This is a genomic window from Bacillus sp. EB V-12, from assembly GCF_056158125.1.
The window spans coordinates 186,231-205,962 of record NZ_JBUXJL010000006.1 but is presented as its reverse complement, the minus strand read 5'-3'; the positions used below and the strand labels follow the sequence as shown (position 1 = coordinate 205,962).

Sequence of the window (19,732 nt, the reverse complement as noted above, 5' to 3'; positions counted from 1 at the left end):
GCGTTAAGTGTTAGACTCCATTTTTTTACCAATGAATTTTAATTGTTTATTAATTTCATCTTTAGATACTTCTTTTTCCTTAATTTTTCTTTCGAGTTTTTCGAGTAACATAAAGATTTTTTTATCTGTACTGACACGAACATCGAAAGTAGGATGCTCATCACTTAGCTGCTTTTGAAGCTTTTTACGAAGAGGTTTTAATCCAAACCTTTCGTGATGCTCAGGTGTAACTGCTATGTAGAGATCTAAATTTGAATTCACTGCTGTGCTTTTTATAATTTCATCCATAGCGAGAGCTCTTTTTTTCGCTCCTTGTGATATAGATTGATTAAAGGATTCCGTACTCGTCTTTGTTAACTTTGGACCTTTTTCTTTCTCCGTTCGTTTTGCTTCTTCTTTCACTTTTTTATCTAAAGGACTATTATCACATCCGGTAAAAGAGCTAAATAGAAGTGCAAATAATGCGGTTATGAGGCCGAGTTTTCGCATAATTATCATTCCATTTCTATTACAATATGTAATGTGATAGAAAAAGGATGACTGCATATCATCCTTTTTCTATTTCACAGCAAGACTGATTTGTTATTGCTGTGAGTATTGTGGTTCTTCTTGTTGGACTTCTTCAACGCGTGGGTTTAAAGAATCGATAATCGTTTGTGTTTGCTGCGCAGCTGTTTGGAAAAGTTGCTTCGCTTGTTGGTTATCCGTATCAAGAGCGAATCCCTCTAAGCTAGCTTGTGCACTTTTTAATCCAGAAACAGTTTGCTTTAGTTTCGTAATTACAGTCATTGAATGAAGCCCCCTTTGGAATATCAATTCAAAGATTATAATTTGTGAGTTGGGGTGAATTTATGATTGGAAAATTTAGGGGTGAAATAGATTTTATATGCTTTTAGCTAAGATGCATAAGGTATTACGGGGATATTTTTATTGATTTAGATGGATTTTATTGCTATTATTATGAGAAGAAAATGAAGTGTTTTCTATAATCATGCGCCCATAGCTCAGTCGGATAGAGCGGTGGTTTCCGGTACCACGTCTGCCGGGGGTTCGAATCCCTCTGGGCGCGTCAAAAAGTCCTAACTTACGTTTTGTAGGTTAGGACTGTTTTTATTTCCCTCTTGTTATATCTGGTAATAAGATTTACTATTAGTACTTGATGATAATTTTTAACCTTATTATTTTCTTTCAATATTATTCAAATTTCGGTTGTAAGTTGTAAATCTCATTAATACATATAAATTAATAATATTTTGGAATGGGTGTCTGCGTGAGGATTCTCCTTTTACCAAACTTATTGTACAATAGAAACAAGGGGGAGATTAGTTTGAAGGCAAGTCTTTTACAAGAACAAAGCTTACGTTTGGCAATGACACAAGAGTTAAGGCAAGCGATTACAATGCTCCAGTATAATGTACAAGAATTATCGGAGTTTTTGTATGAGCAATCGTTAGAGAATCCCCTTATTGAGTTAGGTGGTTTTGAGAGGGAGAAGAAAAAGAGCTCTAACAACAGTAAAAGTACCAGCAAACAAGTCGAGAATCAGATGGAGATCTACAGTGTGGATTCTACAACGATTCAGCAACATTTATTAAATCAAATACAGTATTATAAAATAGATGAAGAAGAGCGAAAAGTAGCTTCCTTCATTATTATGAACATGGATGGAAATGGATATTTACAAGAAACGAATGAAGAGTTAGCAGAGCTCCTTTCTGCGCCCATTCATGTAGTCGACCGCTCTGTAGAGCTTGTCCAATCACTGGAACCAGCAGGGGTAGGGGCGCGTAATATTCAGGAATGTTTAACCTTGCAATTGAAGCGCTTACAAAGACGTAATGGATTAGCAGAAGAGGTTGTAGAAGATCATTTCGCTTATTTCGTGAAGAAAGATTGGCGAAAGCTCGTTCAAGTGTTGAAGTGTAGTAATGAGGAATTGCAGAGTGCGGTAAATTGTATAACGTCATTACAACCAAAACCAGGTCTTGCGTTTTCTTCAGATAAACCACTTTACATTGTACCTGATATGGCGGTGAAAAAAGATGGCGATCGCCTCGTCTTACAAATGAACGAGAGAAATATGCCGAGAATTGAAATTCATTCTGAATATAGTGCGCTTCTTAATAATAGTGAAAGTGAAGTAGCATCTTACGTATCAGAAAAGTATCAGCATGTGCAGTGGATTATGCGCAGTTTGAAGCAGAGAAAACAGACATTGCTGCAAGTAATGACTATTATTATGGAAAAACAACGTGATTTCTTCTGGAAAGGTCCAGAGTATTTAAGACCTCTCGCTTTAAAAGAGGTAGCTGAAGAGTTAAGTGTGCATGAATCGACAATTAGTCGTGCGACGCGAAATAAATATGTGCAAACACCACACGGTTTATTTGAGATGAAATCGTTCTTTAGCAATGCCGTTTCGACGACTGAAGATGAAGCAGTTTCTACAAAACGTGTAAAACAATTTATTCAAACGTTAATTGGGGCAGAGGATAAGAAAAAGCCACTTTCAGATCAAAAGATTTCAAAATTATTAGAAGAAGAGCATGAAATTGTTATTTCTCGAAGAACAGTGGCGAAGTATAGAGAACAAATGCATATCCCAGCTTCGTCATTACGAAAAACGATCGGATAGGTGAAGAAGATGAAAGTTGTACTGTATACTAAAAAAGATTGTGGCCTTTGCGTGAAGGCAAAACAAGTTTTACAGGAAGTACAATGTGAATATTCTTTTCAAATCGAGGAAATAGATATATATGAAGATAATGACCTTTTAGAAAAATATCACTTAATGATTCCGGTTGTAGAAATGGACGGAAAACAAGTAGAATATGGTAACATTCACAAAGGTGTCATAATAAACTATATAAAGAATGCAGTTAAGAGTTGAATAAGTTTCTATCTCCTGTTACAATAATACACGTAGCAGGGATTATTTTTTTAACCTATGTGGGACACAAAATGTCACTACGGGACGTAAAGTGACCACGAAGGAAAAATGAACCGATGTAGTGAGGAGAAAAGATATGCGCTCATGGATTCAGAACACAAAAAAATTATTACCTGATCTGCTACCTGTTATGCAAACGAGAATGCAAATTCTTCAATACATTAGGCTCATGCAGCCGATTGGAAGAAGAAACTTATCAGCAAGTCTCGGTATGACAGAACGAGTATTGCGAAGTGAAGTTCAAGTTTTGAAAGAACAAAACTTAGTTCACGTCGCTTCTTCTGGAATGACTTTGACAGAAGAAGGAACAGCTTTAGTTCTTGCTTTGGAAGACTTTATGAAAGAAATTTCCGGGTTAAAGGTTTTAGAAAAGCAACTTAAGGAAACATTAGACTTGGATGAAGTTTTCGTTGTCCCTGGTGATAGTGATGAATCACCTTGGGTCAAACTGGAGATGGGCCGTGCTTGTGTGACTTGTATAAAAGACCGTCTGACAGCGAATAATATCGTTGCTGTGGCTGGAGGAACTACGCTAGCTGCTGCTGCGGACATGATGCAACTTGATTGCAAAGATTTACATATGCTATTTGTCCCAGCACGTGGTGGAATTGGAGAAGGCGTCGAATTAGAAGCCAATACCATTTGTGCCAAGATGGCACAAAATACGATGAGTAATTATCGCTTATTGTATGTTCCAGACCATGTTAGTAGCGAAGCATATGCGTCTATTGTGACAGAGCCTTCCGTGAAAGAAGTTCTTGAGTTGATTCGATCTTCCAATATCGTCATTCATGGAATAGGTGATGCGTTAACAATGGCACGTCGCAGAAGTACTTCAGAAGCAGATTGGTTAAAGATTCAGGCAAGCGAAGCAGTTGGCGAAGCTTTCGGTTACTACTTTAATGAAGAAGGAAATGTTGTTCATAAAGTAAGAACAGTTGGTATGCAACTAGAGGATTTACAAAATGTATCTCACGTTGTTGCAGTCGCTGGAGGTTCTTCAAAGGCAAAAGCAATACAGGCTGTAATTAAACAAGGGCACACTTCAATTCTAATTACAGATGAAGGTGCAGCAAAACAGTTAACAAAGGGTTTTACCCTTTAATATAATCCCCCAAGGAGGAAATTCAAATGACTAAAATTGGTATTAATGGATTTGGACGTATCGGACGTAACGTATTCCGCGCAGCTCTTAACAACTCTGAGGTAGAAGTAGTAGCAATCAACGACTTAACAGATGCTAAAACATTAGCTCACCTTTTAAAATATGACACAGTTCACGGAACTTTAAATGCAGAAGTATCTGCTAACGAAAACAGCATCGTTGTTAACGGTAAAGAAATTAAAGTTATCGCTGAGCGTGACCCAGCTCAATTACCATGGAGCGACTACGGAGTAGAAGTAGTAGTAGAATCTACTGGCCGTTTCACTAAAAAATCAGACGCTGAGAAACACTTAGGTGGATCAGTTAAGAAAGTTATCATCTCAGCTCCAGCTTCTGACGAAGATATCACTGTAGTTATGGGTGTTAACCACGAACAATACGATGCAGCTAACCACAACGTAGTATCTAACGCTTCTTGTACTACAAACTGTCTAGCTCCATTCGCTAAAGTATTAAACGAAAAATTCGGCGTAAAACGCGGAATGATGACAACAATTCACTCTTACACTAACGACCAACAAATCTTAGACTTACCACACAAAGATTTACGTCGTGCTCGTGCAGCAGCTGAAAACATGATCCCAACATCTACTGGTGCAGCTAAAGCTGTAGCATTAGTATTACCAGAACTTAAAGGTAAATTAAACGGTGGCGCTGTACGTGTTCCAACTGCTAACGTTTCTCTAGTTGACCTAGTTGTTGAACTTGACAAAGAAGTAACAGTTGAAGAAGTAAATGCAGCATTCAAAGCAGCAGCTGAAGGCGAATTAAAAGGTATCCTTGGATACAGCGAAGAGCCATTAGTATCTATCGACTATAACGGATGTACAGCTTCTTCTACAATCGATGCATTATCTACAATGGTAATGGAAGGTAACATGGTTAAAGTACTTTCTTGGTACGATAACGAAACTGGTTACTCTAACCGCGTAGTAGACCTAGCAGCTTACATGACTTCAAAAGGTCTTTAATTCTTAATTATATAAGTTATCAATGACAAAACGAGGGAGAGGGTTTGTTCCCTCTCTCTTTTCTTTCGTTTTAAAAGCAAATGTGTTAAGCTTTTGAGTGGGTTTTGTCAATCCTAACTAGTAGTCGGAGGGAAATCCAATGAACAAAAAATCAATTCGTGACGTAGATTTAAAAGGTAAGCGTGTATTTTGCCGCGTTGATTTCAACGTACCTATGAAAGAAGGCAAAATTACAGATGAAACTCGTATCCGTGCAGCTCTTCCTACAATTCAATATTTAGTAGAGCAAGGTGCGAAAGTTATTTTAGCAAGTCACTTAGGCCGTCCAAAAGGTCAAGTAGTAGAAGAAATGCGTTTAACTCCAGTAGCAGCACGTTTAGGTGAGCTTCTTGGTAAAGACGTTAAAAAAGCGGACGAAGCATTCGGACCAGTTGCACAAGAAATGGTTGCAGCAATGAACGAAGGCGACGTATTAGTTCTTGAAAACGTACGTTTCTATGCGGGCGAAGAAAAGAACGATGCAGAACTTGCGAAAGAATTTGCAGCACTTGCTGACATCTTCGTAAACGATGCATTCGGTGCAGCTCACCGTGCTCACGCTTCTACAGCAGGTATCGCAGACTACCTACCAGCAGTATCTGGTCTATTAATGGAAAAAGAGTTAGATGTACTTGGTAAAGCACTTTCTAACCCAGAACGTCCATTTACAGCTATTATCGGTGGTGCGAAAGTAAAAGATAAAATCGGTGTAATTCGTCATCTATTAGACAAAGTAGATAACTTAATCATCGGTGGTGGACTTGCTTACACATTCGTTAAAGCTTTAGGTCATGAAATTGGTCTATCTCTATGTGAAGACGACAAGATCGAACTAGCTAAAGAATTTATGCAACTTGCAAAAGAAAAAGGCGTAAACTTCTACATGCCAGTTGATGTTGTAATCACTGAGGAATTCTCTGAAACTGCAACAACTAAAATCGTTGGTATCGACTCTATCCCTTCTAACTGGGAAGGCGTGGACATCGGTCCTAAAACACGTGAAATTTATGCAGATGTAATTAAAAATTCTAAGCTTGTTGTATGGAATGGACCAATGGGTGTATTCGAAATGACTCCATTCGCAGAAGGTACAAAAGCAGTAGGACAAGCATTAGCAGATGCAGAAGATACATACTCTGTTATCGGCGGTGGTGACTCTGCAGCAGCTGTTGAAAAATTCGGTATGGCTGATAAAATGAGCCACATTTCTACTGGCGGCGGTGCGTCATTAGAATTCATGGAAGGTAAAGAGCTTCCAGGTGTAGTTTGTCTTAACGACAAATAAGTAGCAGCCAAAGAAAAAGGACGGTGCAAAGCATGCGTAAACCAATTATCGCAGGTAACTGGAAAATGAATAAAACTCTATCAGAAGCAGTTAGCTTCGTAGAGGAAGTTAAAGGTCAAATCCCAGCAGCTTCAGCTGTTGATGCAGTAGTTTGCTCTCCAGCTCTATTCTTAGAGCGCCTTGTAGCAGCAACTGAAGGAACTGACTTACAAGTAGGTGCACAAAACATGCACTTCGAAAAAAATGGTGCATTCACTGGCGAAATTAGCCCAGTAGCACTTAGCGACTTAAAAGTTGGCTATGTAGTACTTGGCCACTCTGAGCGTCGTGAAATGTTTGCTGAAACAGATGAGTCAGTAAACAAAAAGACTATCGCAGCATTTGAACATGGTTTAACACCAATCGTATGTTGTGGTGAGACTTTAGAAGAGCGCGAAAGCGGAAAAACATTTGATCTAGTAGCAGGTCAAGTGACAAAAGCACTTGCAGGTTTAACAGAAGAGCAAGTTAAAGCAACTGTTATCGCTTATGAGCCAATCTGGGCTATCGGTACAGGTAAATCTTCTTCTTCTGCAGATGCAAACGAAGTATGTGCGCACATCCGTAAAGTTGTTGCAGAAGCTGTTTCTCCAGAAGCTGCAGAAGCTGTTCGTATCCAATACGGCGGTAGCGTAAAACCAGAAAACATTAAAGAGTATATGGCACAATCTGACATCGACGGCGCTTTAGTTGGCGGTGCTAGCTTAGAGCCTGCTTCGTTCTTAGGTCTTCTGGGGGCGGTAAAATGAGAAAGCCAACAGCTTTAATCATTCTTGACGGTTTCGGACTTCGTGAAGAAACTTACGGGAATGCTGTAGCACAAGCTAAGAAACCTAATTTTGATGGTTACTGGAACAAATTCCCTCACACAACGCTTACAGCTTGTGGCGAGGCAGTAGGTCTTCCAGAAGGTCAAATGGGTAACTCTGAGGTTGGTCACTTAAATATCGGTGCTGGCCGCATTGTATATCAAAGCTTAACACGCGTTAACGTTGCAATTCGTGAAGGTGAGTTCGATAAGAACGAAACGTTCCAAAGTGCAATTAAAAGCGTAAAAGAAAAAGGTACTGCACTTCATTTATTCGGTTTACTTTCTGACGGTGGTGTGCACAGTCACATGAACCATATGTTTGCTCTTCTTCGCTTAGCAGCTAAAGAAGGCGTTGAGAAAGTATACATTCATGCATTCTTAGATGGCCGCGATGTTGGACCAAAAACAGCACAAAGCTATATCGATGCAACAAATGAAGTAATTAAAGAAACAGGAGTAGGACAATTCGCGACTATCTCTGGTCGTTATTACTCCATGGACCGTGACAAGCGTTGGGATCGCGTAGAAAAATGTTACCGTGCTATGGTGAATGGTGAAGGCCCTACTTATAAATCAGCAGAAGAGTGTGTAGAAGACTCTTATGCGAACGGTATCTATGATGAATTCGTATTGCCGTCTGTAATTGTTAACGAAGATAACACGCCAGTTGCAACAATCAATGATGATGATGCAGTTATCTTCTATAACTTCCGTCCAGACCGTGCAATTCAAATTGCTCGTGTATTTACAAACGAAGACTTCCGTGAGTTCGATCGTGGTGAAAAAGTACCTCACATTCCAGAATTCGTATGTATGACACACTTCAGTGAAACTGTAGATGGTTACGTGGCATTCAAGCCAATGAACCTTGATAACACTTTAGGTGAAGTTGTTGCGCAAGCGGGATTAAAGCAACTTCGCATCGCGGAAACTGAAAAGTATCCGCACGTTACATTCTTCTTTAGCGGTGGTCGTGAGGCTGAATTCCCAGGAGAAGAGCGTATCTTAATTAACTCACCAAAGGTTGCAACGTATGACTTGAAACCTGAAATGAGCATTTACGAAGTAACGGACGCTTTAGTAAATGAAATCGAAAATGATAAACATGATGTTATCATTCTTAACTTTGCGAACTGTGATATGGTTGGCCATTCTGGGATGATGGAACCAACAATTAAAGCAGTAGAAGCAACTGACGAATGTTTAGGAAAAGTTGTAGAAGCGATTCTTGCAAAAGATGGTGTAGCACTTATTACTGCTGACCATGGTAATGCGGATGAAGAATTAACTTCTGAAGGAGAGCCAATGACAGCTCATACAACTAACCCGGTTCCTTTCATCGTTACTAAGAACGACGTAGAATTACGTGAAGATGGTATCTTAGGTGATATCGCTCCAACAATGCTTACACTTCTTGGTGTTGAGCAACCGAAAGAAATGACAGGTAAAACAATTATTAAATAATTTGCTTATATAAAAAGGAGAGAATTTATTATGTCAACAATTATTGATGTTTATGCTCGCGAAGTCCTTGACTCTCGTGGTAACCCAACTGTAGAAGTAGAAGTTTACACAGAAAGCGGCGCTTTCGGACGCGCTATCGTACCAAGTGGTGCATCTACTGGTGAGCACGAAGCAGTAGAATTACGTGACGGTGACAAATCTCGTTACCTTGGTAAAGGTGTTGTTAACGCAGTAAACAACGTTAACGAAATTATCGCTCCAGAAATCGCTGGTTTCGATGTAACTGACCAAGCTGGTATTGACCGTGCTATGATCGAATTAGATGGCACTCCAAACAAAGGTAAACTAGGCGCTAACGCTATCCTTGGTGTATCTATGGCAGTAGCTCACGCAGCAGCTGACTTCGTAGGTCTTCCATTATACCGTTACCTTGGTGGATTCAATGCAAAACAATTACCAACTCCAATGATGAACATCATCAACGGTGGTTCTCACGCTGATAACAACGTTGACTTCCAAGAGTTCATGATCTTACCAGTTGGTGCTCCAACATTCAAAGAATCAATCCGTATGGGTGCTGAAGTATTCCATGCACTTAAAGCTGTATTACATGACAAAGGTCTTAACACTGCAGTAGGTGACGAAGGTGGATTCGCTCCAAACCTTGGTTCTAACCGTGAAGCTCTAGAAGTAATCATCGAAGCTATCGAAAAAGCTGGTTACAAAGCTGGCGAGAACGTATTCTTAGGAATGGACGTTGCTTCTTCTGAGTTCTACAACAAAGAAACTGGTAAATATGACCTTGCAGGCGAAGGCCGTACTGGCTTAACTTCTGCAGAAATGGTTGATTTCTATGAAGAGCTTTGCAAAGACTTCCCAATCATCTCTATCGAAGATGGTTTAGACGAAAACGACTGGGATGGTCACAAATTATTAACTGAGCGTATCGGTGATAAAGTACAATTAGTTGGTGACGATTTATTCGTAACTAACACTCAAAAACTTGCTGAAGGTATCGAAAAAGGTATCTCTAACTCAATCTTAATTAAAGTTAACCAAATCGGTACTTTAACTGAGACTTTCGAAGCTATCGAAATGGCTAAACGTGCTGGTTACACAGCAGTTGTATCTCACCGTTCTGGTGAAACTGAAGATGCTACAATCGCTGACATCGCAGTTGCAACTAACGCTGGCCAAATCAAAACTGGTTCTATGAGCCGTACTGACCGTATTGCTAAGTACAACCAATTATTACGCATCGAAGACGAGCTAGGCGAAATCGCTGTTTACGATGGTGTAAAATCTTTCTATAACATCAAACGATAATTGTAGAAAATAAACGACAGACCGTGAGAAATCACGGTCTGTTTTTTTATGCTAAAATTGTTCACCCGTCATAAGTGACATGAAATGTTTGAAGAAGCGGTTATAATCAAAATCAATTGCTATTTGATGACTCGGCCAATCAATAAATGGTTTAGATTCTCCTAAAGAGCGAAATTCTCCAATTCTTGCCCCTTGTGCATAAGATTCTGTCATGACAACGATAGGTGATTTGTGATAGGTAAACATAGAGTTATCAAGTAAAGCGAGTATTGGTATTGTGTCATGGAAGGGGCTCCCCTTTAAATGTGGTAGGGTGTCTTTATAATATCCGTAGTAATAATGATCAAATAACGGTTTGACAAGTGGAGCTTTTCCTTTTGCCTCAATGTATTCTGCCATTTCTGGTGTAATGATGGAGTATTGAGTGACGTTTAATGGGTATATGTACATGTTAGCTGTGGATTGAAGGACTATATTAGCGGCAGTAGGATCGCCATAAAAGTTTGCTTCGGAAATAGGGGTAACATTACCAGGATGTAAAAAGGCACCGCCCATTACATAGTAAGATTTAATTTGTTTCATTAACTGTTTGCACATGATAAACAAAATTGCTAGGGAGGTAAGTCTTCCTAAACTCACAATAATTAATTCATCTTTATACTGTTCAATAAGAGGAATGACTTCAAAAAAATTCTCCATTTCTCCGTTAGTCACATTCACCTTTGGAATAATTGGCCCAAGCCCCTGTTTCCCATGTACATCCGTAAAAAACGCAGGTGGGGCACCAGTAAGGGGACGTTCTGAACCACCGAATATCTTGATATTTCTATTCTTTGTTTCGTTATTAAAAAAATGAGCATTTTCTACGGCCATTTTTTTTGGAACATTGCCGTAATCAGCAACGATACCGACGATTTCTATTTCATCGATAAAGAATGCTAAGAGGAGAGCCATCGTATCATCAATCCCAGGATCACAAAAAATGAGAACTTTTTTGGGCATATGTTCACCACCTATCTTGTTTATCCCGTACAAACCAGCTTGGTGAGGGCTAATAATCAATAAGGATGAGGGGAATCTCATTGATTAAAGTTTCACTTTATATATATGTAAGTTTAAGAATAAAAAGATTATTTTATTGAAATAATAGTCTTTTAAATTCAGAAAATAAAAACTTTTTATATTAGGTCAAGGTTTTTGACGTAATTTTCGTTTAGAAATGCAGTCATATCAAGGTTGTAAGCGTATAACATAGGCTGTTTTTGCTGTCAAGTTGATAAATTGCAGCTTTTTACAATTTATACTATGATAAAGATATTAACAGAAGATCGTATAAACATGAGGGATGATGAACATGAAATTTACAAAGATTCTTGTCCAAATTGCTGCTCTTTACGTTTTTTATATGGTTGGAACTTGGGTACAAGAAATGTTAAATATTCCGATCCCAGGAAGTTTGATTGGAATGTTCCTCCTACTTGTTTTACTTAGCCTAAAAGTTCTTCCAGTGAAATGGTTCGATTTAGGAGCAGAAACACTCGTTGCTATTATGCCGTTTTTATTAATTCCGCCAACGCTTGGCCTAATGAATTACGGTGCTTTTTTTATGAGTAAAGGAATTTCTCTTTTCATTACAGTTGTAGCGAGTACATTTTTAATTATTATTGTCGCAGGACATACAGGACAATATCTTGCGAATAGGAAGGAAAGAGAGTCGCGATGAGCCAAATATTAATCGGAGTCGGTTGGGTTCTTTTTACGGTGCTATTATATCAATTATCTAAAAAAATCTATAAATTATTTCCAACACCATTCACCATTCCAATGCTTGTAGCAACTGGATTAATGGCTTTCTTATTTATCGTGCTTGATATACCATATCAACATTATATGGAAAGTGGTGGTGGCTGGATTGCAAAGTTACTTGGACCCGGTGTTGTAGCATTTGCAATTCCTCTTTATAAACAACGTCATGTTCTGCAAAAATATGTTGTACCGATTGCTGGTGGCGTATTAGTAGGTACAACGGTTGCGATCGCTAGTGATTTTGCGATTGCTTCACTTATGGGAACGGATAAAAGCTTAATCTTATCGTCTTTACCAAAATCGGTGACAATGCCAGTTGCGATGAGTGTTTCTGAACAAGTTGGTGGTGTACCTTCCTTAACAGCAGCTTTCGTTGTTATCGCAGGTATTACTGGAACGATTACAGGACCCCTTTTATTAAAATGGAGCCGTGTTACAAACTCAGTTGGTAAAGGTATCGGATTTGGATGTGCTTCTCATATTATGGGTGTTATGAGAGCAATGAAAAATAATGAGCATGAAGGTGTTATTGGATCGGTAACAATGACATTAACAGCAATTTTGACATGTTTACTTGGACCGTTATTTGCGATGATGTTTATGTAATAGAAGAAAAGCGAGAGCGCCTCTATAGCTCTCGCTTTTCTATAGAATTTATGCTACAGTTACAATAACTGAATCTTTGTAGGAGGTACGCCAAGTGCATACGTTATTATCAGTTTTACTTATTATTGTATCGATTTTAATGATTGTTATGGTACTTATGCAATCTAGTAATAGCTCAGGCCTTTCAGGTGCAATTTCAGGCGGTGCGGAGCAATTATTTGGTAAGCAAAAGGCACGTGGAATTGAAGCGGTATTAAACCGTATTACAATTGTTTTAGCTGTATTGTTCTTTGTATTAACAATTGGTGTTACGTACTTCAATTTATAGAATTGAAAGAAGAAGCGTTAGTGAATGGTACTAATGGTTCTTCTTTTTTTGTTTTGCTATTTGAAAGATGTTTCTAATTAGATTATAGAAATATAAATATGGTACACTAGATATAGAAAGAATACGACTAGATTACAGAAGAGAAAGAGGAGAAGTACATGATGAAATTAGCATCTCCGAAACCATTTACATTTGAGGGTGGAGACCGCGCTGTTTTATTACTACATGGATTCACAGGGAACTCAGCTGATGTACGTATGTTAGGGCGTTTCTTAGAAAAGAAAGGCTATACTTGTCATGCGCCAATTTATAAAGGGCACGGTGTACCACCAGAAGAGCTTGTTCATACAGGCCCTACAGATTGGTGGCAAGATGTAACAGAAGCATATCAACTTTTAAAAGATAAAGGTTTTGAGAAAATTGCTGTTGTTGGATTGTCACTTGGCGGAGTATTTTCACTAAAATTAGGTTATACAGTACCGGTTTTAGGTGTAGTACCAATGTGTGCACCTATGTATATTAAGAGTGAAGAAACGATGTACCAAGGTATATTGGCATATGCCCGCGAATATAAAAAGCGTGAGCAAAAATCACCAGAGCAAATTGAACAAGAAATGTTGGAATTCCAAAAGACACCGATGAATACATTAAAAGCATTACAACAATTAATTGCTGACGTACGTAACAATGTGGATATGATTTATGCACCAACATTTGTTGTACAAGCGCGTCATGATGAAATGATTAATACAGATAGTGCGAACATTATTTATAACGGTGTAGAATCAACGTTAAAAGACATTAAATGGTATGAAGACTCTACGCATGTCATTACACTTGATAAGCAGCGTGACGAGCTACATGAGGATGTATATAACTTCTTGGAGCAACTAGATTGGTAAGATCTAGTTGCCTCTTTTTTTCATAAGGAATTTTTTGTGAAAACTGTAAAAATCATAAGGGGAGTATTGAAGTTTCGCTTTATACATCCCCTATCTTTCGGATACACTAAATAATATAAGGTTTTAAAGGAGGTATTTTTGCTTGGAAGAAATCATACAAGAACATATTGATAAGTTGTTATTATTTATGAGAGAAGAAGCGTATAAACCGCTAACGATACAAGAGTTAGAAGAGGCATTTGGAATTGAAGGTTCTGAGGGCTTTAAAGATTTCGTAAAGGCACTTGTAACGATGGAAGAAAAGGGACTTGTTATTCGTACTCGTAGCAACCGTTACGGTCTTCCTGAAAAGATGAATTTAATACGCGGTAAGTTAATTGGACATGCACGTGGTTTTGCATTCGTTGTACCAGACGAGAAGAAAACTGGAGATGATGATCTTTTCATCCCGCCTACAGAGTTAAACGGTGCACTTCATGGCGATACAGTATTAGCACGCCTTAGTTCCCAATCGAGTGGTTCACGTCAAGAAGGGTCTATTGTACGCATTTTAGAACGTGGAACGAAAGAACTAGTTGGTACATATACAGAATCGAAAAACTTTGGATTTGTTATACCTGACAATAAACGCTGGACAAGTGACATTTTCGTATTGAAAAGCGCATCAATGGGTGCTGTAGAAGGCCATAAAGTAGTTGTAAAAATTACGAGCTATCCAGAGAATCGTTTAAGTGCGGAAGGTGAAGTTATTCAAATTCTAGGTCATAAAAATGATCCAGGAGTAGATATTTTATCTGTCATCCATAAACATCACTTGCCTTTAGCGTTCCCTGAAGAAGTGATGGAACATGCCAACAGTGTACCAGAAACGATTTCAGAAGAAGATTTAAAAGATCGCCGTGATCTACGTGACCAAATGATCGTAACGATTGACGGTGCAGACGCAAAAGATTTAGATGATGCTGTTACAGTAACGAAACTTGAGAACGGTAACTACAAGCTAGGCGTTCACATTGCGGATGTAAGTCATTACGTTCAAGAAGGTTCTCCAATTGATGTAGAAGCAGCGGAAAGAGCGACGAGTGTGTATCTTGTTGACCGTGTAATTCCGATGATTCCACACCGTCTATCTAACGGTATTTGTTCATTAAATCCGAAAGTAGACCGTCTGACATTATCTTGTGAAATGGAAATCAACAACTTAGGTGATGTTGTTAAACACGAGATTTTCCAAAGTGTAATTAAAACGACAGAGCGTATGACTTATGCTGACGTAAGAAGCATTTTAGAAGATGAGGACGAAGAGTTAATTAAGCGTTATGAGCCGCTCGTACCGATGTTTAAAGAGATGGGTCAATTGGCACAAATTTTACGTGAAAAACGTATGCGCCGTGGTGCAATTGACTTTGACTTTAAAGAAGCGAAAGTATTAGTGGATGAAGAAGGAAAACCGACAGACGTTGTCATGCGCGATCGTTCTGTATCAGAGAAGTTAATTGAAGAATTTATGCTTGTTGCGAATGAAACAGTAGCAGAGCACTTCCACTGGATGAACGTACCATTCATGTACCGTGTCCATGAAGATCCGAAAGAAGATAAGTTAGAGCGTTTCTTCGAGTTTGTAACGAACTTCGGATATGCGGTAAAAGGACGTGCGAATGAAGTACATCCTCGTGCGCTGCAACAAATTCTTGAAATGGTTCAAGGGCAGCCAGAAGAAGTAGTTATTTCAACAGTAATGCTTCGTTCTATGAAGCAAGCGCGTTACGATGCGGATAGCTTAGGACATTTCGGTTTATCAACTGAGTTCTACACGCATTTCACATCACCAATTCGTCGTTACCCGGATACAATCGTTCATAGATTAATTCGTGAATACATTATTAACGGTAAAGTCGACAACGAAACGCAAGCAAAATGGCGTGAAAAATTACCTGAGATTGCAGAGCATTCTTCTAATATGGAACGTCGTGCTGTTGAAGCAGAGCGTGAAACAGATGAGATGAAAAAAGCAGAGTATATGGTTGATAAGATCGGTGAAGAGTATGACGGTATGATTAGCTCTGTAACAAACTTCGGTTTATTCGTAGAGCTTCCAAATACAATTGAAGGTCTTGTACACGTTAGTTATTTAACGGATGATTACTACCGTTATGACGAGCAACATTTCGCTATGATCGGAGAACGTACAGGAAACGTATTCCGCATCGGTGACGAAATTACAATTCGCGTTATTAACGTAAACAAAGATGAGCGTGCAATCGACTTTGAAATCGTTGGCATGAAAGGCACACCTCGCCGTAAGTTCAAAGATCGCCCAGTCGTTATCGAGCAGCCAAGAACAGGCAGAAAGAAACGCGGTGGACGTAGCGAGCGCAGTAATGAGCGCGGCGGTGAACGTGGCACAGGTAGAAAATTTGACCGTGGTGGTAAAGGAAAAGGAAGAGGATCTGCATCCGCATCCGCATCCGCTTCTGCTAGCCAGCCGGGAAAAAAAGATGGTAACGGTAAGAAGAAAAAAGCATTCTTCGAAAACGTACCAGGATTCAAGAAGAAAAAGAAAAAGCGTAAGTAAGAAAAGAATGGCTTCGCTTTGATAAAAAGCGAAGCCATTCTTTTTTCTTGGTGGCTCGAGAGCGAGCCACTTTCGCTTTTTGTATAATCCAGCTACAGTGGCTAGAATGTTTGGCGGCTTCGCTTCTTCTCTAGAGGCAAAGAGCGCCTCAAGGTCAGAAGCTCTATCCGCCTCACATTCTGAACGAGCCACTTTCGCTTTTTATTAACATTTGTTACAATAGTAAAAATAGAGGAGGGACGTTATATGCCAAAAGGTACAGGTAAGGTTATTGCACAAAATAAAAAAGCGTTTCATGATTATTTCATCGAAGAAACATACGAAGCAGGGCTTGTCCTTCAAGGAACGGAAATTAAGTCGATTCGCGCTGGTCGCGTGAACTTGAAAGATGCGTTTGCACGTGTACATAATGGTGAAGTATGGGTTCATAATATGCACATTAATACATACGAACAAGGGAATCGTTTCAACCATGATCCACTTCGTACGAGAAAATTACTTCTTCATAAAAAAGAAATTGATAAGCTAGCGGGCGCTGCAAAAGAAACAGGTTACGCATTAGTTCCACTTAGAATCTATTTGAAAAATGGATTTGCAAAAATGGCACTTGGTTTAGCAAAAGGTAAGAAACAATACGATAAACGTCACGATTTAAAAGAGAAAGAAGCAAAACGTGAAATTGCACGCGTGTTCCGTGATCGCCAAAAGATGTAATACAGATATTTACATTTGTAAAACGGCGCGCGTATGATATAATAACTTATGTAAGGTTGTTGCACATTGAAAAACAGCTCTTAGTAGCTATCACGATATTTTCTTCGTATGCTCCATTTTTATCATGGGGACGTTACGGATTCGACAGGGATAGTTCGAGCTTAGGTTGCGAGTCGAGGGGATCGGCCTCGTTAAAACGTCAAAGCCTATAATTGGCAAACAAAACAATCTTTCTTTAGCTGCTTAATTGCACTAAAGGTTCCTCCCTCCATCGTCCATGTGGTAGGGTAAGGGACTCAAACTAAGTGGACTACGCCGGAGTTCGCCGTCTGAGGACAAAGGAAGAGAACAACCAGACTAGCAACTTGGAAGCCTGTCGATAGGCCGAAGAGTTCGCGAAATGCTAATATATCGACTACACTCGTAGAAGCTTAAGTGCCGATATTTTTGGACGTGGGTTCGACTCCCACCGTCTCCACCAATACATATTTGGTGGTTTTTTTATTTTGTATAACAGGAAGCATAACTTTGCATGATGTGCAGGTTTATGCTTCTTTTTTGTTATGTAAAGATATGCTTCTTCAAAGTGATATTAATTAATAATTCATGTTGTTTTAGAATAAAGTTTGTTCAAGTTAAGCAAATAACCTTGATAAACAAACAAAAAGAAAAAAGCGTGTTTTGAAAAAAGTTTGTTCAAAACACGCCCTTAATATTTTCAATTGGTTTATTCTTTTATAAAAAGTTGGATCATTTCCTATCTATATTGCTCAACAATTCCACCCTATAACTTAATAAGAAAACCTTTTATTCAAATACAACCATTTCTCCGACATCTATAAATCCAAATCGCTTATAGATATTTTTCCCATCATCTGAAGCCTGTAATACAACTGGTTTTTGTTTATCTGTTGTTTGATTTAGAAGAAATTGAAACATTTCACTGCCAATTCCTTTACCTCTAAATGTTTCTTTTGTCATCACATCATAAATACCATAACTATCTTTGCTTTCTATTAATAAACCAGTAGTTACAGGCATGTCATCTATGCATCCAATAAACATTTGAACTTCTGAACCTAATTTTACTTGTGAAAACTTATTAAAATAACTTTCTAATGCATCTTTTTCTGGTGTACCCTCAAATAAGCTCATGAATACCTCTATATATTTTAAAAGTTCTTCATTATTTTTCACATTAGTAATCATAAGTTGATGGGAAATTCTTTGATCAACATTAAGAGTATTGTCAAGTTTCATCATTACATTACGTTCCGCTTCTTTTAGGTCATATTCTTGCATAAGTTTTGTCCAATCCTCAGTTAAATACTGAGCATCAATCCAAATACTAAAGGGATATTTTTTATATGAAAAATTATCGATTCCATGTCTAATCTTAACTGCATTTTTGATATTTGGAGATTTCGGCAATACAACATTGAATGTATCAGTAGGAATTTCTGTATTTGCTATGATGAAATCTTCTTCCTTTGTAAGTTTTCCACTAACTGTATGAGTAAATACTTTTAATTTTTCTTCCAAATTGTTTATTACTAATTGTTGATTTGTAATCATGTTTTTGCACCTTTCAATTCAATTTAGCGCGCTTTTTTTTATTATAAGGTCAACTAAACACTAAATATACAGTGTTCACAGTATTTACATCCTCCCATAATATTCAGAAAACATTGAAGTGATTTGTTTTCTAGATTTAAAGTAATAGAAAGAATACCGTTTTTTCATTTTGTGGTTTTATAAAATGCTTAAGTTGATGGGAATCGGGCGGTACCTCTGAAACAGAAAATGAAGAACTAGTTATTGATGATAAGCAGATAGATACTATAGCTGACCGTAAACGCCCAATTGGTGAGATCTCATTAAAATTTCACTTTATTCAAATCTCTATATGTTTTGTGTTTTTATCCATACCTATTGTAAGATTATATAGAGTTCTCCTAATAAACTGTTTTAATGGATTATTTAGGAGTTTTAAATTTATAAATCTTAAATTGTTTTTTGGGGATAATTTTTTATCTAACTAAGTTATATTGAAGTAGAGGTGAACCATCGGTGAAGCAGGTTTTAGTAATTAAGAATGAACGGTCTTTAGCGAAGAAAATCGTAAGCGGTCTAACGCAAGAAGGCTATTTCATTTTAAAACTTCACAATGAAAACGAAGGTTTAAATATAATATATGAACAAGATTGGGATATTATCATATTGGATTGGGATTCATTAAGTATATCCGGACCAGAAATTTGTAGACAAATACGATTAGTTAAAACGACACCGATCATTATTGTGACCGACAATGTTTCTAGCAAGGATTGCGTAGCAGGGTTACAAGCAGGAGCAGATGATTATATCAGAAAACCATTTGCGAAAGAAGAATTAGTAGCAAGGGTTCAAGCAATTTTAAGGAGAAGTGATTGTAACCAGCAAAAGGAGATAAACTTTTTTCAGTTTAAAGATCTCTTTGTTGATGCATCAAGCAATATTGTGAAAAAAGGTGGCGAAAACCTGTCGCTTACTAAGCGAGAGTACGATTTACTTGTATTTTTAATCAAGAATAAAAACACAATATTGAGCCGTGAAATGCTTTTGAATCAAGTATGGGGATATAACGTAGTAGTAAATCCAAATGTAGTAGACTTATATATTGGGTATGTAAGAAAAAAGTTAAAGTGCGAGAAGAAAGACAGATATATTCAAACGATACACGGCAGAGGCTATTCAATGATTGAATGATAA

The 19,732-nt window shown here is 38.1% G+C and carries 19 protein-coding genes, 1 tRNA gene and 1 other RNA gene; 17 read left to right on the top strand and 4 right to left on the bottom strand.

Features of this window, described 5'->3' with window-relative positions; all coding sequences use genetic code 11:
• Positions 1-3: 3 nt before the first annotated feature.
• Entirely contained in the window at positions 4-489 is a 486-nt protein-coding gene (locus tag ACZDYH_RS20020; protein WP_001228545.1) for a YhcN/YlaJ family sporulation lipoprotein, read from the bottom strand.
• 93 nt (positions 490-582) lie between these two features.
• Positions 583-789 (bottom strand): DUF1657 domain-containing protein, encoded by a 207-nt coding sequence (locus ACZDYH_RS20015; RefSeq protein WP_000216166.1) that lies wholly within the window; start codon positions 787-789, stop codon positions 583-585.
• A 204-nt stretch (positions 790-993) separates the two neighbouring features.
• On the opposite strand from ACZDYH_RS20015, the gene ACZDYH_RS20010 reads away from it, so the two are divergent.
• The 9 genes from ACZDYH_RS20010 to eno all read left to right on the top strand — a co-directional run bounded on the left by ACZDYH_RS20010 (position 994) and on the right by eno (position 10,050).
• Positions 994-1,069, top strand: a tRNA-Arg gene (locus tag ACZDYH_RS20010).
• A gap of 258 nt (positions 1,070-1,327) precedes the next feature.
• A complete protein-coding gene (gene rpoN, locus ACZDYH_RS20005) occupies positions 1,328-2,635 on the top strand; it encodes an RNA polymerase factor sigma-54 (protein WP_000647959.1) in 1,308 nt (435 codons plus the stop codon).
• A gap of 9 nt (positions 2,636-2,644) precedes the next feature.
• Positions 2,645-2,890, top strand: coding sequence for a glutaredoxin family protein (locus ACZDYH_RS20000; protein WP_000869730.1), 246 nt, complete (start codon positions 2,645-2,647; stop codon positions 2,888-2,890).
• Between the two features lie 136 nt (positions 2,891-3,026).
• Entirely contained in the window at positions 3,027-4,055 is a 1,029-nt protein-coding gene (cggR, locus tag ACZDYH_RS19995; RefSeq protein WP_001258185.1) for a gapA transcriptional regulator CggR, read from the top strand.
• Positions 4,056-4,081: 26 nt separating this feature from the next.
• Complete coding sequence (gene gap, locus ACZDYH_RS19990; RefSeq protein ID WP_000161236.1) at positions 4,082-5,086, top strand: type I glyceraldehyde-3-phosphate dehydrogenase; 1,005 nt, start codon at positions 4,082-4,084, stop codon at positions 5,084-5,086.
• A 139-nt stretch (positions 5,087-5,225) separates the two neighbouring features.
• The gene (locus ACZDYH_RS19985; RefSeq protein WP_001036350.1) at positions 5,226-6,410 is read left to right on the top strand and encodes a phosphoglycerate kinase; all 1,185 of its coding nucleotides are present in this window, start codon (positions 5,226-5,228) and stop codon (positions 6,408-6,410) included.
• A gap of 32 nt (positions 6,411-6,442) precedes the next feature.
• Positions 6,443-7,198 (top strand): triose-phosphate isomerase, encoded by a 756-nt coding sequence (gene tpiA / locus ACZDYH_RS19980; RefSeq protein ID WP_001231038.1) that lies wholly within the window; start codon positions 6,443-6,445, stop codon positions 7,196-7,198.
• On the top strand, positions 7,195-8,724 hold the full coding sequence (gene gpmI / locus ACZDYH_RS19975; protein WP_001231152.1) for a 2,3-bisphosphoglycerate-independent phosphoglycerate mutase: 1,530 nt from the start codon (positions 7,195-7,197) through the stop codon (positions 8,722-8,724). Before tpiA ends, gpmI begins: the two co-directional genes overlap by 4 nt.
• A gap of 30 nt (positions 8,725-8,754) precedes the next feature.
• Positions 8,755-10,050, top strand: coding sequence for a phosphopyruvate hydratase (gene eno / locus ACZDYH_RS19970; protein ID WP_000103953.1), 1,296 nt, complete (start codon positions 8,755-8,757; stop codon positions 10,048-10,050).
• A gap of 51 nt (positions 10,051-10,101) precedes the next feature.
• On the opposite strand, the gene ACZDYH_RS19965 is transcribed toward eno, so the two are convergent.
• Complete coding sequence (locus tag ACZDYH_RS19965; protein WP_434713088.1) at positions 10,102-11,052, bottom strand: nucleoside hydrolase; 951 nt, start codon at positions 11,050-11,052, stop codon at positions 10,102-10,104.
• Positions 11,053-11,404: 352 nt separating this feature from the next.
• On the opposite strand from ACZDYH_RS19965, the gene ACZDYH_RS19960 reads away from it, so the two are divergent.
• The 7 genes from ACZDYH_RS19960 (at position 11,405) to ssrA (ending at position 17,462) form a co-directional block, all read left to right on the top strand.
• On the top strand, positions 11,405-11,773 hold the full coding sequence (locus ACZDYH_RS19960; RefSeq protein WP_000673222.1) for a CidA/LrgA family holin-like protein: 369 nt from the start codon (positions 11,405-11,407) through the stop codon (positions 11,771-11,773).
• Complete coding sequence (locus ACZDYH_RS19955) at positions 11,770-12,462, top strand: LrgB family protein (protein ID WP_000078309.1); 693 nt, start codon at positions 11,770-11,772, stop codon at positions 12,460-12,462. Before ACZDYH_RS19960 ends, ACZDYH_RS19955 begins: the two co-directional genes overlap by 4 nt.
• Before the next feature lie 94 nt (positions 12,463-12,556).
• The gene (gene secG / locus ACZDYH_RS19950; RefSeq protein ID WP_000557264.1) at positions 12,557-12,790 is read left to right on the top strand and encodes a preprotein translocase subunit SecG; all 234 of its coding nucleotides are present in this window, start codon (positions 12,557-12,559) and stop codon (positions 12,788-12,790) included.
• A 161-nt stretch (positions 12,791-12,951) separates the two neighbouring features.
• Complete coding sequence (gene estA / locus ACZDYH_RS19945) at positions 12,952-13,692, top strand: carboxylesterase (protein ID WP_000761986.1); 741 nt, start codon at positions 12,952-12,954, stop codon at positions 13,690-13,692.
• 142 nt (positions 13,693-13,834) lie between these two features.
• A complete protein-coding gene (rnr, locus tag ACZDYH_RS19940; RefSeq protein ID WP_142408193.1) occupies positions 13,835-16,267 on the top strand; it encodes a ribonuclease R in 2,433 nt (810 codons plus the stop codon).
• A gap of 246 nt (positions 16,268-16,513) precedes the next feature.
• Positions 16,514-16,981 (top strand): SsrA-binding protein, encoded by a 468-nt coding sequence (gene smpB, locus ACZDYH_RS19935; RefSeq protein WP_001123920.1) that lies wholly within the window; start codon positions 16,514-16,516, stop codon positions 16,979-16,981.
• A 126-nt stretch (positions 16,982-17,107) separates the two neighbouring features.
• Positions 17,108-17,462, top strand: a transfer-messenger RNA (tmRNA) gene (gene ssrA, locus ACZDYH_RS19930).
• A gap of 326 nt (positions 17,463-17,788) precedes the next feature.
• Here ssrA and ACZDYH_RS19925 read toward each other — a convergent pair.
• Positions 17,789-18,556 carry a GNAT family N-acetyltransferase gene (locus ACZDYH_RS19925; protein ID WP_166694922.1) on the bottom strand — a complete coding sequence of 256 codons (768 nt, stop codon included), beginning with the start codon at positions 18,554-18,556 and terminating at the stop codon, positions 17,789-17,791.
• 495 nt (positions 18,557-19,051) lie between these two features.
• On the opposite strand from ACZDYH_RS19925, the gene ACZDYH_RS19920 reads away from it, so the two are divergent.
• The gene (locus ACZDYH_RS19920; RefSeq protein WP_016123738.1) at positions 19,052-19,729 is read left to right on the top strand and encodes a response regulator transcription factor; all 678 of its coding nucleotides are present in this window, start codon (positions 19,052-19,054) and stop codon (positions 19,727-19,729) included.
• Positions 19,730-19,732: the final 3 nt, after the last annotated feature.